11 protein-coding genes are annotated in these 19207 nt (G+C 43.8%); 3 read left to right on the top strand and 8 right to left on the bottom strand.

Annotated elements, in window-relative coordinates; genetic code table 11:
- Positions 1–26: 26 nt before the first annotated feature.
- The 3 genes from AAGR14_RS06160 to dnaE all read right to left on the bottom strand — a co-directional run bounded on the left by AAGR14_RS06160 (position 27) and on the right by dnaE (position 6534).
- Entirely contained in the window at positions 27–1988 is a 1962-nt protein-coding gene (locus tag AAGR14_RS06160; protein WP_342647717.1) for a DUF1800 domain-containing protein, read from the bottom strand.
- Between the two features lie 61 nt (positions 1989–2049).
- The gene (locus tag AAGR14_RS06155; protein ID WP_342647716.1) at positions 2050–2478 is read right to left on the bottom strand and encodes a VOC family protein; all 429 of its coding nucleotides are present in this window, start codon (positions 2476–2478) and stop codon (positions 2050–2052) included.
- Positions 2479–2949: 471 nt separating this feature from the next.
- The gene (gene dnaE, locus AAGR14_RS06150; RefSeq protein WP_342647715.1) at positions 2950–6534 is read right to left on the bottom strand and encodes a DNA polymerase III subunit alpha; all 3585 of its coding nucleotides are present in this window, start codon (positions 6532–6534) and stop codon (positions 2950–2952) included.
- A 239-nt stretch (positions 6535–6773) separates the two neighbouring features.
- On the opposite strand from dnaE, the gene AAGR14_RS06145 reads away from it, so the two are divergent.
- From AAGR14_RS06145 to AAGR14_RS06135, 3 genes are all read left to right on the top strand, one after another.
- Positions 6774–11936 carry a translocation/assembly module TamB domain-containing protein gene (locus tag AAGR14_RS06145; RefSeq protein ID WP_342647714.1) on the top strand — a complete coding sequence of 1721 codons (5163 nt, stop codon included), beginning with the start codon at positions 6774–6776 and terminating at the stop codon, positions 11934–11936.
- Positions 11929–14181, top strand: coding sequence for a BamA/TamA family outer membrane protein (locus AAGR14_RS06140; RefSeq protein ID WP_342647713.1), 2253 nt, complete (start codon positions 11929–11931; stop codon positions 14179–14181). Before AAGR14_RS06145 ends, AAGR14_RS06140 begins: the two co-directional genes overlap by 8 nt.
- A 109-nt stretch (positions 14182–14290) precedes the next feature.
- Positions 14291–14722 (top strand): retropepsin-like aspartic protease, encoded by a 432-nt coding sequence (locus AAGR14_RS06135; RefSeq protein ID WP_342647712.1) that lies wholly within the window; start codon positions 14291–14293, stop codon positions 14720–14722.
- Positions 14723–14729: 7 nt separating this feature from the next.
- Here the strand turns inward: AAGR14_RS06135 and AAGR14_RS06130 are convergent, their stop codons facing one another.
- From AAGR14_RS06130 to AAGR14_RS06110, 5 genes are all read right to left on the bottom strand, one after another.
- Entirely contained in the window at positions 14730–16634 is a 1905-nt protein-coding gene (locus AAGR14_RS06130; RefSeq protein WP_342647711.1) for a DUF294 nucleotidyltransferase-like domain-containing protein, read from the bottom strand.
- The gene (locus AAGR14_RS06125) at positions 16631–17335 is read right to left on the bottom strand and encodes a 3'-5' exonuclease (protein ID WP_342647710.1); all 705 of its coding nucleotides are present in this window, start codon (positions 17333–17335) and stop codon (positions 16631–16633) included. The genes AAGR14_RS06130 and AAGR14_RS06125 overlap by 4 nt, the downstream gene beginning before the upstream one ends.
- 148 nt (positions 17336–17483) lie before the next feature.
- A complete protein-coding gene (locus tag AAGR14_RS06120; protein ID WP_342647709.1) occupies positions 17484–18167 on the bottom strand; it encodes a hypothetical protein in 684 nt (227 codons plus the stop codon).
- Positions 18164–18835 carry a hypothetical protein gene (locus AAGR14_RS06115; RefSeq protein ID WP_342647708.1) on the bottom strand — a complete coding sequence of 224 codons (672 nt, stop codon included), beginning with the start codon at positions 18833–18835 and terminating at the stop codon, positions 18164–18166. The genes AAGR14_RS06120 and AAGR14_RS06115 overlap by 4 nt, the downstream gene beginning before the upstream one ends.
- Positions 18832–19170 (bottom strand): PadR family transcriptional regulator, encoded by a 339-nt coding sequence (locus tag AAGR14_RS06110; protein ID WP_342647707.1) that lies wholly within the window; start codon positions 19168–19170, stop codon positions 18832–18834. Before AAGR14_RS06110 ends, AAGR14_RS06115 begins: the two co-directional genes overlap by 4 nt.
- Positions 19171–19207: the final 37 nt, after the last annotated feature.

Here is a 19207-nt window from a genome sequence, read left to right as displayed (position 1 = left end):
TTTGAGCTATTAATTAAATGAGTGAATTAACGACGCTGATACTCCGGAGAACCTATAATTACCCCCACCACCTGCGACAGCATAGCACTGTTTGTACTATTACCCTGCATGGCCAGCACATTTTTCCCTTTTGATGGCTTGTCTGCACTGGTAGTGTCAGGCCCACCCATCATGGTACGTTCTGATAGTGCAGCGTTGCCGGCAGGCTTTATTTTTGCGCTTGCAGCCTCAATTTTACTGATCAGTTGCGGATCATTAAGCATTGGGGTGAGGCGCTTTACAGTTTCAGTCAAATTACGCTCGGGCATAATCAGCTTGCTGTAAGTCAGCAATGCAGCTTGCGCACTTTCGGGCTCATGATGATTATTCAGCGCCGCCAAATCAACCTTTACACCCGGTATGCGGCTGGAGGCCAGGGCTAAACCGAAATTCATGCGGTTAAGCAATGAGCCGGTATTGATCCAGTATTGACCTTTGTCGGGAAAACCGGTAGGCGCCTGGTAATAATATTTTTTCTCGCCCATTTTGTTAACCCAGGTGTATAACTGGTAGGGCTGCCTGATTTCGGCTTGCAAGCTGCGCACAGCGCCAATAGCCAGCTCGAAAGGCGACTTTGTTTTTTCGCGCACGGCATTGGCACTCCAAAATTCGGGCGACGATACCATGGTTAACAATACAGCTTTAATGTCGCCGTCTTTATCGGTAAAGGTTTTGGCCATTTTATCTACCAGCGTTTGTGCGGGGTTATCACTTACAAAGCGCACTGCCAGTTTACGACTGATAAACTTGGCGGTAGACTGGTGATGGGCCAGCATCTCCAGCAAATCCAGGCCTTCCTGGCAACCACCATCGGGACCAAAATGCTTGCCTAATACTGTTTTTTCGCCTTTATCGTGGCGGTTTGGCGTAAATAAAAAATCACCTTCGTGCACAAAACCGCGCTGAGCCAATTTATCTTCGCCTATACGGTCTAATTGTTTTTTTATACCACCGCCATAGCCTTCATCTCCCATCGGGTATAAAGTCCAGCCGGTAAGTACTTTGGCAGCCTGGGTAACGTCTTGCTGGGTATAGCCGCCATCAACACCTAAAGTGTGCAGTTCCATCACCTCGCGGGCATAGTTTTCGTTTACCCCCTGCGCCTTTCTGGCTTTCTGTACCTTAGCCATCATAACGGTATCATTACCCATGGCAGGCATCAATGCATTAAATGCAGTACGATTATTATTAATGGGCTGACGGGCATTGCCACCATCGTTGCCTACGCTCGAAAAATTATCAAGGTAAACCAGCATGGCCGGCGATTTAGCCGTAGCCAGCAACAGTTTATCAAATTTACCGAACACATTAGGCCTAATTACATCGCGCTCGTAAGCCGGGATAAATACGGCACATTGGTTTTTGGTAATGGATACGTTGAAATGATTGAACCAAAAATCGGTTAGTACCTCCTGCAACTGGTTGTTGCTGTAAGCTGCCCGTAAAACCTTTTGGTTAATGAACTGCCGGAACAGCTCCTGCTCTGGAGCCATACCGTTTTGCTGCATGTAACTGAGCAACACACTACGATATTCTTTCCGGTCGGTTTTGATAGAATCCTTGTTTACCACCCCATCGCGTATGGCCATTTTAGTTAGCTGCCCCGGGCGAGGGTATTTAGCTACCAGCTGCGCATTAGTGAAGGTAATGGCATCAAAATGATTAAGTATCTGAGTAAGCGAATCGTCGGACTGTCTGGCTTCCAACTGCTGGGCAAACCATTTTTCCAATCCTTCTTTAACTACGGCATCGACCTGTCCAGGTGTGGCACCATAGGTAAAACGGCTAAGCAAATGCGCAGCCGCCTGCCGCTCAGTTAAACCTGCTACCCGGTACGGAAACTTTTGAACGCCTTTGTAGCTAACGGGCATATTGTAGAATGCTGCAGATAACAAGCCTGCGCCCGCAACAGAGGCAGCAACAGCCCATTGTTTTAACCGGATTTTCATAAAGCCTACAGATTTAAATTATGACTGATTAAACTTACTGAGGTTTAATCATTTAAATATACTAAACGGCAAATAACTGGTCCATATTTTTGAAAGCCTTAAACTCAAGCGCGTTGCCCGACGGATCAAGAAAAAAGAGGGTAGCCTGTTCGCCCACCTGGCCTTCAAACCGAATACCCGGTTCAATCAAAAATTTCACGCGGAGACTTTTTAGCCGGTTTACCAATTGATGCCAGGCTTCCCATTCAAGCACTACACCATAATGCGGCACCGGCACTTCGTGGCCGTCAACTGCACTTTGATGCGGCCCAGTGTAACCTACAGGCTTAGGTTTAAGATGGATGACAAACTGGTGCCCGTATAGGTTAAAATCGGCCCAATGGTCGGAGCTGCGGCCTTCGGTACAGCCTAAAATATTGCGGTAAAAGTTACGCGCTTCCTGTAGATCATAAACAGGAACGGCAACATGGAACGGAGTTAATTGATTCATGATTTCGGCGGGTAAAATCAAATTTATATATAAATTTATCATAAACCCACTGTTACATAAACCTGAATTTTAAGCTATGGACAAGGTCGCTGTTTTAATCAATTGAACTCACAATGCTGAGCGAGATACCTGACGCAGACGAGAAAAACATGTCTCAGGGAACAGCATTTATGAGGAATAACGAGCTTTAGTATAGCTGTATAGAAGGATGCCGTGCTTTGCTGCATTGGCAAGCAGCAAGCCGAAACTGAATTGGCGCAGGGCCATTGCATCCCCATTACTTCGAAATGACCGCGCCGTAAAAGATTTTGTTTTTGTTGCCCTGTAAAGCCTGACCGGAACCAGGCAATTACCTTATTAGATTAACCTGTGCCTGCAATTTAACCCAATGGCCAAAGCATCTAAAAAGAAAAAGTAATCATCCGGATATTCTGGTTAAGTATCCGGATAATTAATTCGTTGCAACTATTCTTATTTTAGAAGCGGTTGTACGTTGGTTAGGCCATAAATACCTTCCAGCAAATCGTCGCTTGGGTTTACCTTGCAGGTTTTCGAAAACAGGTCGATAAATAAGGTATCCTCACTATCTTTAACCATAAAGCGCAGGGTACAATTTTTAACGTCGTATTTCTGACTGTTCACTTCCACCATCTGCTCCAGGCGGCTCACCATTTGATCGGTTAGGCTGTGCAGATGCAAACACACCGTAAGCGATTTAGTCATTTTATCGCGCATCTCCGACAGCAGGTTAATAGCTGCAAGGCGCATATCCCAATTGTCTTTCTGACGATACTTTTCTTCGACCGTGCCTTTAAGCTGAACAAAATAACCATCGCCTAACAAATTACGGAACTTAATATAATCATCACCAAACAAGGCAAATTCGTAACTGTCAAAATAATCTTCAATAACAAAGGTACCGAACGGCTTACCGGTTTTGGTCATTTTGTGCTGTACGTTAGCCATCAAACCACCAATACTTAACTCGCCCATACGACGCAATACCGCAAAACGTTCCATCGTTTCTGGCGGTGCCTCACCGTTACGCATGGCTACCAGCACTTTTAAATCTGATACTTTATTCTGGCAGTATTTTTCGAGCTCGAGCTTGTAATTATCCAGCGGATGACCGGTTAGATAAATACCAATAACATCCTTTTCGTATTTCAGCTTTTCAATCAGCGGCCACTCATCACAATCGGGCATGGCAGGTTCCGGTATGTAAGCCTCGACGGTGCCACCGAATAAGGACGACTGCGAACTGGTTTTAGTGTTCTGGTAATCGTTAGAGTATTTAATTAAACGCTCTACGCCGGTAAGCAGGCCGTTTTCGGTTTTGGCAAAAAACTGTGCCCTGCACAAACCGAAACTATCAAAGGCACCGCTGTAAACGAGGTTTTCGTACGCTTTTTTGTTAACGTTGCGGGTATTACTGCGCTGTGCAAAATCAAACATCGATTTGTAAGGGCCGTTTTGATTACGCTCGTCAATAATACTTTCAATAGCCTTTTCGCCCACGCCTTTAACACCGGTTAAGCCAAAACGAACATCGCCTTTTTTGTTTACCGCAAAGGCCAGATCCGACTCGTTTACGTCTGGCCCCAACACATTGATGCCCATCCGCCGGGTTTCTTCCATAAAGAATGAAATCTTCTCGATGCTGTTCTGGTTGTTTAAAACCGCCGCCATATATTCTGACGGATAGTGCGCTTTTAAGAAAGCGGTTTGGTAAGCAACGAAAGCGTAACACGTAGAGTGCGATTTATTAAATGCATACTGCGCAAATGCTTTCCAGTCGGTCCATACCTTGGTCAGTTTATCTTTGGGGTGCCCTTTGGCGGTTGCCCCATCCATAAACTGTTTCTCCATTTTGTTCAGGATCTCGATCTGCTTTTTGCCCATGGCCTTTCGCAAAACGTCGGCATCGCCCTTACTAAAGCCCGCCAATTTTTGCGATAAAAGCATCACCTGCTCCTGGTATACCGTAATACCGTAAGTTTCGCCCAGATATTCTTCCATATCGGGCAAATCGAACGCTACAGGCTCTAAACCATGTTTACGTTTAATAAAGTTTGGGATATACTCAATAGGCCCCGGACGGTACAGGGCGTTCATGGCGATTAGATCCTCAAACCTATCGGGCTTCAAATCGCGCAGGTACATTTGCATACCGTCACTTTCAAACTGGAACGTCCCGTTGGTATCGCCGCGCTGGTACAGCTCGTACGTTTTTTGATCGTCGAGCGGTATGTAATCTATATCGATATCCTTATCGTGGTTTTGCTTGATGAGGCGCAGGGCATCCTTGATAATGGTTAAGGTTTTTAAACCTAAAAAGTCCATCTTAATTACACCGGCGTCCTCAATTACACGGCCGTCGTACTGCGTTACCAACAGGTCCGAGTCTTTTGCCGTAGCAACCGGTACAATGTTGGTTAAATCATCCGGTGCAATGATTATACCTGCTGCATGCACACCGGTGTTTCGCACCGAGCCTTCCAGCTTTTCTGCCTCGCGAAGCACGGTAGCCTTCAAATCGGTCCCGCTTTTAATAGCTTGCAACTCGGGCACCTGCTCAATGGCCGCTTTTAAGGTGATACCCAAAGTATCGGGCACAAGCTTTTTCATGGCGTTTACCTCGCTTAAAGGCATATCCAGTACCCGGCCCACATCCTGTATGCTGGTACGGGCCGCCATCGAGCCGTAGGTAATAATTTGGGCTACCTGGTTTTTACCATATTTTTCGACCACGTAATCAATTACCCGCTGACGGCCGGAGTCGTCAAAGTCGGTATCAATATCGGGCATCGACTTACGGTCGGGGTTCAAAAACCTCTCGAACAACAGGTTATACTTAATAGGGTCGATGTTGGTAATACCAATACAATAAGCCACCGCCGAACCAGCCGCCGAACCACGGCCCGGGCCGATAAACACCCCCATGTTCCTGCCTTCTTTAATAAAGTCGGCCACGATGAGAAAGTACCCGGCAAAACCCATAGTTTTGATGGTGAACAGCTCAAAATTGATCCGCTCTTCCACATCAGGGGTAATTTCCTGATAGCGCTCGCGGGCGCCAGTATAAGTGAGGTGCTTTAAATATTCCCACTGGTTAAGCACATCAGACTCGGCTCCCTGGTGTATCTGAAACTCAGGCGGTATCGGAAAGTTGGGCAACATAATGTCGCGCTTTAACTTCAATACGTCTACCTTGTCAACAATCTCGTTGGTGTTATCTAATGATTCGGGCAGGTCATGGAACAACTGCCCCATTTCGGCCTGCGTTTTAAAATAAAATTGGTCGTTCGGGAAACCAAAACGATAGCCCTTCCCGCCTTCATCATCGGTTGCAATAGGGGTGCTCTGCATATCGCCGGTATTTACACATAATAAAATATCGTGTGCGTTGGCATCCTGCTGGTCAACGTAATGCGAATCGTTTGAGCATATGATTTTTACCTGATGCTTTTTGGCAAACTTAAGCAGCGTATTGTTAATAATTTCCTGCTCAGGTATTTCGTGGCGCTGTACCTCTATATAGTAGTCTTCGCCAAATAAATCCAGCCACCATTTAAATTCCTGCTCAGCTTCTTCTTCAGATTTTTTTAAAATAGCCTGCGGAACCGAAGCACCAATACAACAGGTAGTAGCTATAAGACCTTTATGATATTTTAAAATCAGTTCTTTATCAATACGCGGCCATTTACTGTACAGGCCCTCCATGTACCCCAATGAGCAAAGCTTAATGAGGTTACGGTAGCCTTCGGCATTTTTAGCCAAAAACAACTGGTGATGCCTAACATCTCTCTTTTCTTTGGTAAACTGCTTTTTATGACGGTCTTCTACCACATAAAACTCGCAGCCCACTATCGGCTTTACTCCGTGCTTAGCAGCCTCAGCTACAAACTTAAACACTCCGAACATGTTGCCATGGTCGGTAATGGCCAGCGCTTTCATGCCATCGGCAGCTGCCTTTTTATACAGCTTGGAGATGTCGGCAGCACCGTCTAATAATGAAAACTGGGTATGTACGTGTAAATGAGAAAAATCGGGCATAACTTATCCTTTGCAGCTTTGCAAAGATACTAAAAACGGCCCCGGCGGGCTTAATTTGGCGGTAAATAATTATTGACAAAAAACATAACTTTTCAACAAAAGAGCCTTTTTCACAAACCTTTTTGAGCAATGTAAGTTTCTAAGTACAGCACACCTCCTACCACTTTTAGGAGAGCCGGAGGCATAATGTTTGCAAGAGCTTAAGCACTGCATCACTACATCACGAAAAATCACATAAATTGGAAAAATTTGGACGTATAGCTTTAAAAACCATACTTTGGATAGTTGCGAGTGTCATTTTTTTGGTGTTGCTTGTATTTGTTTTAATACAGGTACCCGCCGTACAGCAATTTGCCAAAAACAAAGCTGTTAATTTTCTGGAGGGAAAAATACACACCAAAGTTGAAATCGGCCATATTACTCTAGGCCTGCCTAAACTGCTTGTTTTAGAAGATGTTTACTTTGAAGATCAAAAACGCGACACCCTGATTGCCGGCGATAAATTAAAGGTAGACATCAGCCTGCTTAAACTGCTCGACAAAAAAGTTGAGATCAATGAGATTAATTTGCAAGGTATCACGGCCAAAATAAATCGTGGCTCTGATAGTACTTTTAACTTCGACTATATTATAAAGGCTTTTGCAGGTGAGCAAAAAAAGGAGCCTAAACCCGAGGATACCACCTCGACCATGAAGTTTTCGATAGATAAGGTCATTCTGGATCGCATTAAGTTAGCCTACAAGGACGCAACTACCGGCAACGATGTGCGCTTCTGGCTCGGCCATTTTGATACCCGTATTAAAACATTTGATTTGGATAGTATGCGGTTCGCTATCCCTAAAATTACAGTATCTGATGTAAATACACGCATTATCCAGACACCTGTAGGGTCGAGCATTGCACAAACCAATGCGGTTGATACGGCTACTACCCCACTTAACCTCAAACTGGATTTAGGTACCATTGATTTAGCCAAGATAAAGGTAGACTATCGCACCAACGAGATGTCGACCGTTACCACCCTGGGCAAATTGCTGGTGGAGATGGATAAGATAGACTTAAAGAACCAGCGTATAGGCGTAAAGAATATTACCCTAAACGACACCAAAGCTCATTTACGTCTGGCTAAGCCGCAATCTGTTGTTAAAGCAGTGCAGAAAGGCGCCAAAAAACTCGATACCCTGGTAACGGCGCCAAAAAGCACCATGCCATGGCGGGCCAATATCAGTCAGATCAGTTTATCTAATAACGACATCAGGTTTGATAATGATGCCATGCCGGCACTGCGCAGAGGCATTGATTTTAACCACATGGACATTAAAAACCTGAATACTGATATCACTAACCTAAATTATACTACCGACACCATCTCGGGTAAGGTAAATGAATTTACGATGAGTGATAAGAGCGGGTTTAACTTAAAAGAGTTCCGTACTGAGTTTATGTACGGGCCTAAGAGTGCTTACCTGAAAGATTTATATGTTGCTACACCGCAAACTATTTTGCAGCGTAATTTAGAAGTATCGTACCCAAGCATTGAAAGCTTGAGTAAAGACATCAGCCAGTTAAGCATTAATGCCAATTTGGATGGAAGCCGCCTGGGTTTACGTGATGTATTGCTGCTAATGCCTACCATGGCCAGCATGGAACCATTTAAAAGTACGCCTAATGCCGTGCTGCGCATCAATGGCCGGGTGATGGGCAAGGTAAATGATTTGCGCATTCCTAACTTTGAACTGTCAGGGTTATCTAATACTCATATTAAAACTTCGGGCATTGTGCGGGGCATGCCTGATATTGATAAGGCCTACTTTGATGTAAACGTGGCCGATTTTACCACCACCCGTAATGACATTTACCGGCTGGCTCCACGCGGAACCATTCCGCCAAGCGTAAGCATACCCGAACGAATGAGCTTACAGGGTAAACTTAAAGGCAGCATGGCCAACCTGGCTACGCAAATGAATTTGCGCTCGAGCTATGGCAATTTAGATTTAACAGCCAATGTTAAAAATGCAACTAATATTAACAAGATTGTTTACTCGGCCAAAGTGCGGGCTAACAACCTGAATGCCGGTGCATTAATCAAACAGCCGCAGACCGTTGGCCGCTTAACACTCACCTCGAATATTGAAGGTTCGGGTGCCGACCCCAAGCATCTCAATGTTAAATTTGATGCTAACGTAGTAAGCGCGCAAATTCAAGGTTACACCTACCGCAACCTCATTGCTAAAGGTAGTGCCCGTAACGGCAGTTATGTAGCTAATGCCCGCATGCGCGACCCTAACCTCAATTTTAATTTAAATGCAGTAGCTAACCTGAACAAAAAGTATCCGTCGGTAAAAGCCACCGCACTGATTGACAGCATTAATTTGAAGAAGCTTGGCTTTGTAAAAGACGATATGCACTTTCATGGTAAGATAGTAGCTGACTTGCCTACCGCAGATCCCGACTTTTTAAATGGTAGTGTATTGCTTACCGACATGCTGGTAGTTAACAAAGGTCAACGCATTCAGCTAGATACCGTTAGCCTGGTATCAACTGCTAACGCCGATAGCAGCAGCTTGCGTTTAAATACACCTTTTTTAAGTGCACACTTGGGTGGTAAGTATAAACTTACCCAAATAGGCACTGCTTTGCAGGATAATATTAACAAGTACTTTAATACTGCACTTGCGGCCGCACCGGCTGTTCAGCGTAAAGCTGCCAAAGCGCCGCCGTATACACCGCAGCAATTTAACTTTGACCTGCGTATTGTTAAAACGCCATTGGTAACGCAGTTTGTACCCGATTTGAAGCAGCTTGACCCGGTATTAATTAACGGTAGGTTTGACAGCCAAAGTGGCCTGTTACTGGTTAATGGCGACATGCCTCGCATTGTGTATGGCACCAACGTTATTAGTAACGGCAAACTCAACATCAACACCAGCAATGCGCTTAATTATAGCCTTACCTTTGACCAGATACAGGTAGGCTCAAGCTTAAAATTGCTTTATCCAAGTTTAACCGGCAATGCCCAAAACGACAAGCTCAACTTAAGCCTGCAAGTACGCGATGCGGCAAAAAAAGAGCGTTACCGCATTGCAGGCGTGTTTAGCGTATTGCCTAATGAGTACCAGTTTAGCTTTTTGCAAAACGGCTTACTGCTTGATTATATGGCCTGGGCCGTTAACCCTAACAACGCATTGCAGTTTGGAAGCAAAGGCATACTGGCCCGCGATTTTGCCATCACCAACAACAACCAGGTGCTTAGTGTTAACAGCAATCCGCAACAACTCAACGCGCCATTAACAGTACAGTTTAACAACTTCCGTATAGAAACGCTTACCCGTTTGGCCCAGCAGGATACTTTACTGGTGGGCGGTACCATCAACGGTAGCGCGGTAGCCAGCAACTTACAAGCTTCACCCGTTATTGTAGCCGATATGAACGTTGGCAACTTCAGTTTTAGAGGGGATACGGTAGGCAATATTGCTGTTAAAGTAAATAACCAGACCGCCAATGCTTATGCAGCCAATGTAAGCATCACCGGTAAAGGTAATCAGGTTGACTTAAAAGGATTGTATTACACCGGCGGAGCTAATCCGGGTACTATGGATATGAACCTGGATATTGTAAACCTAAGCATGAAAAGTATTGAAGGCTTCAGTTTTGGCAATATCAGGCGGGCAACCGGTAATATTACCGGCGGACTGAAAATTACTGGTACTACCAGTGCGCCTAATGTACGCGGCGATGTTAAATTTAACCGGGTTGGCTTCAACGTGTCAATGCTTAACTCATACTTTACGATGCCTAACGAAAGTATAAGCTTTAACAACGAAGGTATACGTTTTAATGATTTTACGCTGGTTGACTCTACCGGAAACAAAGCTGTGGTTACAGGTGCGGTTTACACCAAAACTTACACCGACTTTAGCTTTGGCATTGACATGCGCATGGACAATTTCAGGGCTGTTAACTCTACACGTGCGGACAACAAGCTTTTTTATGGTCAGTTGTATGTGGATAGCCGGGTTAAGATCCGCGGCGACATGAGCAAGCCTATTGTGGACGCCAGCCTTACCGTAAACGACAAAACCGACATGACCTTTGTGCTGCCCACTACCGACCCCAGCATTGAAGACCGGAAAGGCGTGGTAGAATTTGTGAGCAAGGAACCTAATCTCGATTCGATATTGGTAGCTAAGCAGCTTGACTCGCTGCGTAAATCGGAAGTGACGGGGTTAGATTTAAATGCCACGTTAAAAGTGAGTAAAAATGCCAATTTCAACATCGTAATAGATGACCGCAACGGTGACGTGGTGCATATTAAAGGTGATGCACAGTTAAGCGCGGGTATTGATCCAAGCGGTAAGATTAACTTAACAGGCACCTATGTGGTTGACCAGGGCTCTTATCAGTTATCATATGGTCCGGTAAGTCGTTTGTTTAGGTTTAAACGGGGCAGCAGCATAGTTTGGAATGGCGACCCTACTAATGCCACAGTTGACTTAACCGCTATTTATGTAGCCAACGTACCTCCTATTGATTTGGTTGAAGATTACTCGAGCGGAACAGATGCAGCAAGCACCGTTTACAAGCAACGCCTTCCGTTTAATGTGAATTTAAACATGAAGGATCAGTTGCTAACGCCTAAAATAAGCTTTGATATCGTATTGCCTGACAGCAATTATACAGTGCCGCAAACGGTAGTTGATGCAGTGAACACCCGCTTAACACAAATTAGGCGTGACCCTAACGAGATGAACAAACAGGTATTAGGCGTATTGGTGTTAGGGCACTTTGTGGGTGATAATCCGTTTGAAAGCCAGGGTGGCAGCGGAGGTGTTGAAGGCACTATTCGCAATAGCGTAAGCAGCTTACTATCCAGCCAGCTAAACAAACTGGCCGGTAACATGATAGCAGGTTTCGATTTAAATTTCGACCTGCAATCGGGCCAAGACTATTCTACCGGGGTAGAGCAAAACCGAACGGATTTAAACGTGGGTTTATCTAAACGCTTCCTGAACGACAGGCTGACGGTAACTGTGGGTAACAACTTCCAGTTAGAAGGCCGTCAACAACCTGGGCAGCGCTCAAGTACCATAGCGGGCAATGTGTCGGTAAATTACCGCCTTACTAAAGACGGCCGGTATATGCTGCGTGCTTACCGCCGCGACCAGTACATGGTGATACAGGGACAGGTAATTGAAACCGGCGTTGGCTTCACCCTTAATGTTGATTACAACCGGTTTAAGGAGATATTTTCTAAGAACAACCGTGAAGAAAAAGCTGCGCTGAGACAAAAGAAACGCGAAGAAAAAGAGCAGAAAGAACAACAACAACAAAAAGAAAAAGAATTACAGCCTGCCGATCAGCCGAAGCAGACTACCGATTCGACCAAAAGAACCGATGACTAAAAACTTAGCCTATTCATTAATAATACTGGCTTTATTTGCAAGTGGCTGCAGCACTACTAAAGATCTGCCTGCAGGCCAAAAGCTGTATACCGGTGCCGAGATACAGTTTACAGATAAAGACCTGGCCAAAAGCGAAAAGAGCATTTTGAAAAGTGACCTGCAGGGCTTGCTGCGCCCTCAGCCCAACGGCAAGATTGGCCCTTTCCGCTTCAAATTATATATTTATCAAAAAACGCGTACCACTAAAACCAAGGGCTTTAAACACTGGCTTAACACCAAGTTTGGCGAACCACCCGTTTTAGCTAGCACCGTTGATTTGACACAAAACAGCAGCATTTTGCAAAACAGATTGCAAAACCGCAGTTACTTTCAAGCACAGGTAAGCGGTGATACCGTTAGCAAAAACCGAACAGCTAAGGCAGTTTATAGTATTACGGCAGGTCCATCTTACCACTACCGTAATATCAACTTCCCTACCGGGAAATCACCTTTAGATACAGCGCTGGCAGCAACCGCGTCTGAAACTATTTTAAAGAAAGGCGACCAGTATAACTTAGACAATATTAAAGCAGAACGCTTACGTATTGATGCCCGCTTAAAAGAGAAAGGTTTTTATTATTTCGCACCCGAAAATCTCATTTTCAGCGCCTTTGACACTACGATAGCAGGGCATCTTATTGATGCCAACATGAAAGTTAAAGATGACGTAAGCAACAGGGCAAGACAGCAGTACACCATCAATAAGATCTACGTTTATCCTAATTATTCACTCCGTGATACCGCTTTAAAGCTGGATTCCGCTGAAGCATATCGTTGGTACAACATAGTTGATCGCAGACGGCGCACAGTTAGACCATTTGTGTTTAAAAATACTGTTTTACTGCACCCTGGCGAACTTTACAACCGCACGGATCATAACAACTCGCTCAACCGCTTCATTGAGCTAGGGCCGTTTAAGTTTGTAAAAAACCGCTTTGAGGATGTTTCTACCGATTCGTCTAAGCTTAACGTATTTTACTTTTTAACGCAGTATCCACGCAAAACCCTGTCTTTTGACGCCTTGGTTCGCACCACTTCGGCAAACTATAACGGTACGCAATTAAATATTAACTGGCGCCATCGCAATGCGTTTAAAGGAGCAGAGGCGTTGACCGTAACACTGTTTGGCAGTACCGACGGACAGATTGCTGCAAGCAATGGTGGATATGCACTGTCGCAGGTGGGTATTCAAACAACATTGTCATGGCCTCGCTTTATCAGTCCGTTTAATTTCAAGGCTGATAATGCTTTTATTCCGCGTACCAATGCCAGTTTAGGTTATTCTATTATTAACCGTAGTCAGCTTTATAATTTAAGCTCTTTTAACGGCTCTTTCGGTTATCAGTGGCGACAGAATGCTCACAAGTCTCATGAACTGAATTTGCTGAGTGTTACTTATGTAAAGCCTGCAAGCGTTAGTAAGATTTATACTGATAGTATCAGGACGACACCTAATCCGGCCTTAAAACACGTGATTGAGCCACAGTTTACCTTTGGACCTACCTACAGTTATACCTACACAAACACTACCGAAACTTACCGTACCAACACTATTTTTTATAATGGCCGTGTAGGTTTATCGGGTAATTTGTTAGGTATACTAAGCGGTGCAGATACCATTGGTGGCAAAGTGAAAACGTTATTTGGAACTCCCTATAACCAGTATGTAAAGCTCGAGAACGAATTAAGGTTTTTTCATAAACTAGGCCCTAAAAGTACCATTGCAGCCAGGCTTATTGCCAGTGCCGGTCTGCCGTATGGTAATTCCACCATTTTACCTTACAGCCAGCAATTCTTTATAGGTGGCGCCAACAGTTTACGCGGTTTCCGCGCACGTTCAATTGGTCCAGGCACAGTAAATCCTTTATCAGCTAATCCTAACGGCTTTATCGGAGATCAATCGGGTGATATCAAACTGGAAGCTAACCTGGAATACCGGCCGCATTTATTCAGCATTGTATACGGTGCAATATTTTTTGATGCAGGTAACGTTTGGAATGCCAAAAGCTATGCAACCTTACCTGGTGGTACCTTTAACAAAAACTTTTACAAGCAGTTAGCTACCGACGTAGGAGCGGGTTTACGCTTTGATGCCAGTGTGCTGGTATTGCGTACTGATTTTGGTTTCCCATTGTCTCGTCCTTATAACGCTGACAACGCTAAAGACAAGGTGGTATTTAACCTTGCCATCGGTTATCCGTTCTAGATATCACTTTTCAAATATCAAACGGGCTGCTTATTACTGGGCAGCCCGTTTTGTTTTAAATGCTTTGAGTAACTTGCCGCCTCAAAAAAAGTGCCTTTAAGGCAAATTTATGACGATAAATATTCCTCTTGAAATTATTGACCTGCAAGACGACGGCTACCATTTGTTGGTAAACGTAAAAATTTATAAAAAGAATTATAAGGTAGTGCTGGATACCGGCGCCTCAAAAACGGTGTTTGATCATGACCTGCTTTTAGCAGCCGACCAAAGAATTACGGTACAATCTACCAACCGGGTTTCGGCTGGTTTAGGTACACTCAGTATGGAATCATATACTGCTGTGCTGCCCGAGTTTAAGATTGGCCGGCTACAGCTAGCTAATTTTGAAGTAGCCGTACTCGATTTGTCTAACATTAACCAGGCTTATGCGCAGCTAAATCACCCACAAGTATTAGGTGTGCTGGGCGGCGATATTTTGATGCAATATGCCGCTATTATTGACTATGGTAAGCAAAGACTTAAACTAAAAACAACCGTTTGAAGTGGTACTAAAGAATGCTGTTGGTAAAATCCATCTTTATTTTAGATTGGAAGTTGCCAATTACCTTAAATATTTCTTTCAGAGTTACCCGCTCAATTTTTGTTAAGCCCGATAAATCAATATAGTTATCAGGTGCGCTTTTGTCATAGATTATTTGTGTAGCCTGCTTTTTAAGACGCATGCTCATTAAAAAATAATACGACTGGGATAGCTCGTGGTATGCGGTTTCAGAAAATACCTCTAACTGCCGCAAGGCTTTCATGCGCTCGCCAGTATTTACTTCAAACACCCGGTGCTTTAACGCATAAACACGCACCAAATCAACAATAGGCGTCATGGCTTTTTTGATATCGAATACCTCCCGCTTATTTTTAGTAAATGTGCGGATGGTATTAAAAAAGGTAAGCGGTGGTTCGTATTGTAGTGCGTTAACGGCCATGTTATGAAAAAGCTTGTCCATCGGTTTTTGCAATTCTCCATTTAAAAAGGCATGCAATTCATCCATAATACCAGCATCGCCATACACAAACCTGCAATCAAAAAATGTAGAAAAGTTGATGACCGTTTCGGGCAGCGACTCGGCCATCCAGTTTAAATAATTGCGCTTCCAGTGAGATAAGGAGTGCGTCCATTTTGGGTTTTGTGCCATAAAGCCGCCGGTACAATAAGCAATGCCAATGGCATTCAACCGGCCGGATACCTGTTCGGCAAACTCCAGGAAGTAGGCCCTTACCTCTTCGCGGTGCTCGTTGGCTTTATCTTCATAAATAATGGCATTATCCTGGTCGGTTTTAAACGTCTGCTCTTTACGTCCTTCACTTCCCAACACCATAAACACAAATTTAGCGGGCGGCTCGCCTACCGATTCAATGACGTTTTCAATTACTTTTTGGGCAATGGTATCGGCTATAGTACTGATGACTTGATTGGCAATCTGCGCATTTACACCACGCTCGAGTAATTGGTTAACAAAGTGCGGAACAGAGTCCCACTTACGTTTCAACTCATCATCAGACATGGCCGATTTTACCGACTGTATAAACACCAGCGGTGATTGCGCCTGCTCACTCAGTAGTTTGTTACGGCTTAAAAAGCCCACATACTCACCGCTTTTCTCCACCAGCAAATACCGCGTTTTGGTACTAAACATCATCAATATAGCCTCGTAAACGTAGGCCTCTATATCAATACTTACTATGGGGTTGTCCATCACCTCGCCTACGGGGTCGGCAGCGTTGCGCTGCTGTGCAATCACTTTATCGCGGAGCGTAATATCGGTTACATATCCCTTAATCTGCTTTTGCTCATCGGTTACAAAAAGACAACTCACTTTGTTGGCAGCCATGCTAGCGGCCGCTTTATAAATAGGTGTATTCTCGGTACACTGCACAATAGGCCTATATTCTACACTTTCAATTCTGCGCGAATACACCTGGTCGGCGGCCATATAGCTTTCTTCAAACGCTGCCGGCCGTTTAAAAAAATGAACGAACTCTTCGTTCTGCATTCGCTTGCCAAATTCGGCCGTAAAATACAGGAAGAAATCCTCGTAAGCTTTACAAAGCGCCCTGAAATCTTTACGGTGCAAAAAATAAACAAGCGTACCTTTTTTGGCAATTACTGTACGCATAGACTGCCTCCGATTGAGTAATATTGACACCCCGCCAAAGCAAAAGCCTTCGGTGTGATGCTCTATCAGCCGTTTGTTTTGTGTGCTATCGTAAAAAAAAGATTCGTATTCGCCTTTTACTATGATGTCTACCCCTTTGAGCTTGGTAGACTCTTGCTGGTAAATTACCGTGTCTTTCTTGTAGCTTACCTCTTGTAACTGCTCGGCCAAGCCTTGCAGCACATCTACAGGTAATTGATTAAAAGGGACTATACTTTGCAGATATTGTACTCGCTCGTTCATAAATGCTGCGCTAATAAAACGATCAGCATCAAAATTATTAATGGAATAAATACCTGCAGCATTTTACCCGACTTTTTTTTCAGGTTTTTAATACTGGTCTGTTCTTGCTGCTTTTCTACCAGTTTAGTATTAATTTCTCCGCGCTGCATTAACTCGAAATAGCAATCCGCTGCAGCTTTGGCATCCGAAAGGGCATTGTGCTGATTTTGCAGCGGTTTATAAAATAAGAAAGCGTATAAATCGCCTAACAGCAAACTCTTGGGCATGGGCGTCCAAATCAATTGGGTGGTAGCCAGCATAGTACAAAACATGGGTAGGTTGGTTAGCGGATTATCTAACCCAGCACGATAAAAATCGGCACTCAGAATGTGATAATCTAACTCTATGAAATGACCTACTACTAGAGGCTTATATTCATTTAAATCATTAGCAAGCATTTGCATTACCGTAGCACGCTCCTCGCCTTTAACACTTAAAATACCAGGATTAATACCATGAATTTCCATGGCTTTAGGTGTAATTATAAAATCGGTATTCAGAACGTAATGGTCTTCGCGCTTAACTTCCTGGCCTTCGGCTGTGCAAATTAGCCAGCTAATTTGCACAGCCGAAGGCCAGTTATCTGTTGCCGAATAAGGCAAATCCCAGTTAAGCGGCAAGCCCGAGGCTTCGGTATCTACAAACAAAAGATAATCGTTCACTTTACAGCAGTAGTTAGAATTGGCCCAAAACTGCTTAAAGCTTACAATTGGTTAGTTAACGCAGCAGTTTACAGGTGCAAAGTACAAATACATAACCATAAATAAGCCAAATAGTTATTTACTTATTTTAACTTATCACAAGCGTATTTTATTCGGCCAAGGCATACTTTTCTTGTAGCTGCTTGCAGGTATTAACCGCTTTTAGCTGCGTTTTAGTTACGCTAAAAAAGGCTGCCAATATGATAATCAAGATAACTGCAAATAATGTCCCGGTGAAAGCTGGCGAGAGATAGCGATAAAGCTTTAATTGTACGATCAATAGATTATACACCTGAAATAACACACTGCAAATGACTAAGTAAATATTACCCATTTTAAAGGTCAGCATTTTATTATACGGTTTAAACTTTTGTTCGTTAAAAATACCGTTGCATACCATTGCAAGCAATAGCAGGGCACCAGTCACTCCGAAAACGTATTCAGGCTCCTGTATAAAAGTGAATATCAGTCCCGAAAGATATATTGAAGCTAGCATTACCGGTACCATTTTATAGCTGAATGCCGATTTGAAATAACTTTTAAACACCTGCCAATAGCGCTTCTGCAAAGCGGAACGCATACTATCCTCAAACACGCTAAAACCCATAACACCGAACGACTCATGCGTTAAAGTAATGGCTTTTTGCAAATTGAGGTCTTGTTCGGCATTCATTAAATCTTCAACCCGGCACGCCACATGGTCAACAATCTCCATTTGCAGGTCGGGTTCGGTAAAGCCCCGCTTCGAAATGAACGCCTTGATTTGCTGCAAATCTGCTTTGGAAAGTATCATGGTACTAACGACACGTTTAAATCTTCCTGAAAAAGCCTGATAGCACTCAGGCTATAAATACTATAAACTACAGCTGCTAATGCTAACGCCGAAGCATGCATATTATTAATGACCAAAAAATTTCCATCCTTTACAAATAGCTGAGGAATAAACATCAAGCAGTTAAATAAACCTAACCCGATTTTACTAATACCCTCTACCACACTTTCTTTTATAGATGCCTTATATTTTCTACTCCATCGCTTTATTGGAAAGGAGATAATTCTATAACACATCAGCAAAGGCATCATTACTGCAAGAAACATTATCAATACAATTATTTTGCGCGGCAAATGGTCAGCGGCATAATAGAATACACTTGAAGCTAACAGCGTAAATAAAATCAGCGGGAACCGGAAATAGCCTTTCATCAGCTTCCAGAGTTTACCTCTTAATTGCGACTGAATTTGCTTTTGCCTTGATAACTCCAACTCCTTCAATTTTTCCCAACCGCCAAATTCACTTTTGATGATGTCTGTAGCAATTTCGTGCGGCAACTTTTCGCTGGTTTCGGTATGCTCAATCGAGGTTAGGATGTGGTCGTAGAGTTCATCAAAGGTTTCTTTGAATTTTAGATTATGCCAAAGAACTTCCCGTATGCTTTCCTGCTGTGCCTGCGTAATCGTCATTTGGTTTGAGGGTTAAGGTTTAATAATAACTGCAACTGTTCGATAAACGATTGCGCCTCCTGTAATTTGTTAGTTACCTCCTGCCCTCCCTGGCGGGTGAGGCGGTAATATTTACGCACCCGGTTATCGACTACCTCGTTAAAAGTTTCCAGCAAACCTTCGGCTTCCAACTTGTGCAAGGCTGGGTACAGGGCGCCTTCGGTAAGCTTAATTTCGCCGATCGTTAGTTCTTTAACTTTTTGTGTTATTTCATAACCATACATCTGCTTATTATCATCCAAAAGCTTCAGGATGATGGTTTGCAAAGTTCCTTTTAACAGCGGACTGGTACTCATATTACAAATATATAATAAAACTACATACCTAATTAAA

It is taken from the genome of Mucilaginibacter sp. CSA2-8R (assembly GCF_038806765.1).
Taxonomy (GTDB): Bacteria; Bacteroidota; Bacteroidia; order Sphingobacteriales; family Sphingobacteriaceae; genus Mucilaginibacter.
The sequence above is the reverse complement of the archived record's forward strand: the minus strand, read 5'-3'. Positions and strand labels throughout refer to the sequence as shown.

Bases quoted from the DNA above. Each gene is read 5' to 3' on its own strand.
- AAGR14_RS06160 (WP_342647717.1), bottom strand. From the start codon at position 1,988: ATGAAAATCCGGTTAAAACAATGGGCTGTTGCTGCCTCTGTTGCGGGC.
- AAGR14_RS06155 (WP_342647716.1), bottom strand. From the start codon at position 2,478: ATGAATCAATTAACTCCGTTCCATGTTGCCGTTCCTGTTTATGATCTA.
- dnaE (WP_342647715.1), bottom strand. From the start codon at position 6,534: ATGCCCGATTTTTCTCATTTACACGTACATACCCAGTTTTCATTATTA.
- AAGR14_RS06140 (WP_342647713.1), top strand. From the start codon at position 11,929: ATGACTAAAAACTTAGCCTATTCATTAATAATACTGGCTTTATTTGCA.
- AAGR14_RS06135 (WP_342647712.1), top strand. From the start codon at position 14,291: ATGACGATAAATATTCCTCTTGAAATTATTGACCTGCAAGACGACGGC.
- AAGR14_RS06130 (WP_342647711.1), bottom strand. From the start codon at position 16,634: ATGAACGAGCGAGTACAATATCTGCAAAGTATAGTCCCTTTTAATCAA.
- AAGR14_RS06120 (WP_342647709.1), bottom strand. From the start codon at position 18,167: ATGATACTTTCCAAAGCAGATTTGCAGCAAATCAAGGCGTTCATTTCG.
- AAGR14_RS06115 (WP_342647708.1), bottom strand. From the start codon at position 18,835: ATGACGATTACGCAGGCACAGCAGGAAAGCATACGGGAAGTTCTTTGG.
- AAGR14_RS06110 (WP_342647707.1), bottom strand. From the start codon at position 19,170: ATGAGTACCAGTCCGCTGTTAAAAGGAACTTTGCAAACCATCATCCTG.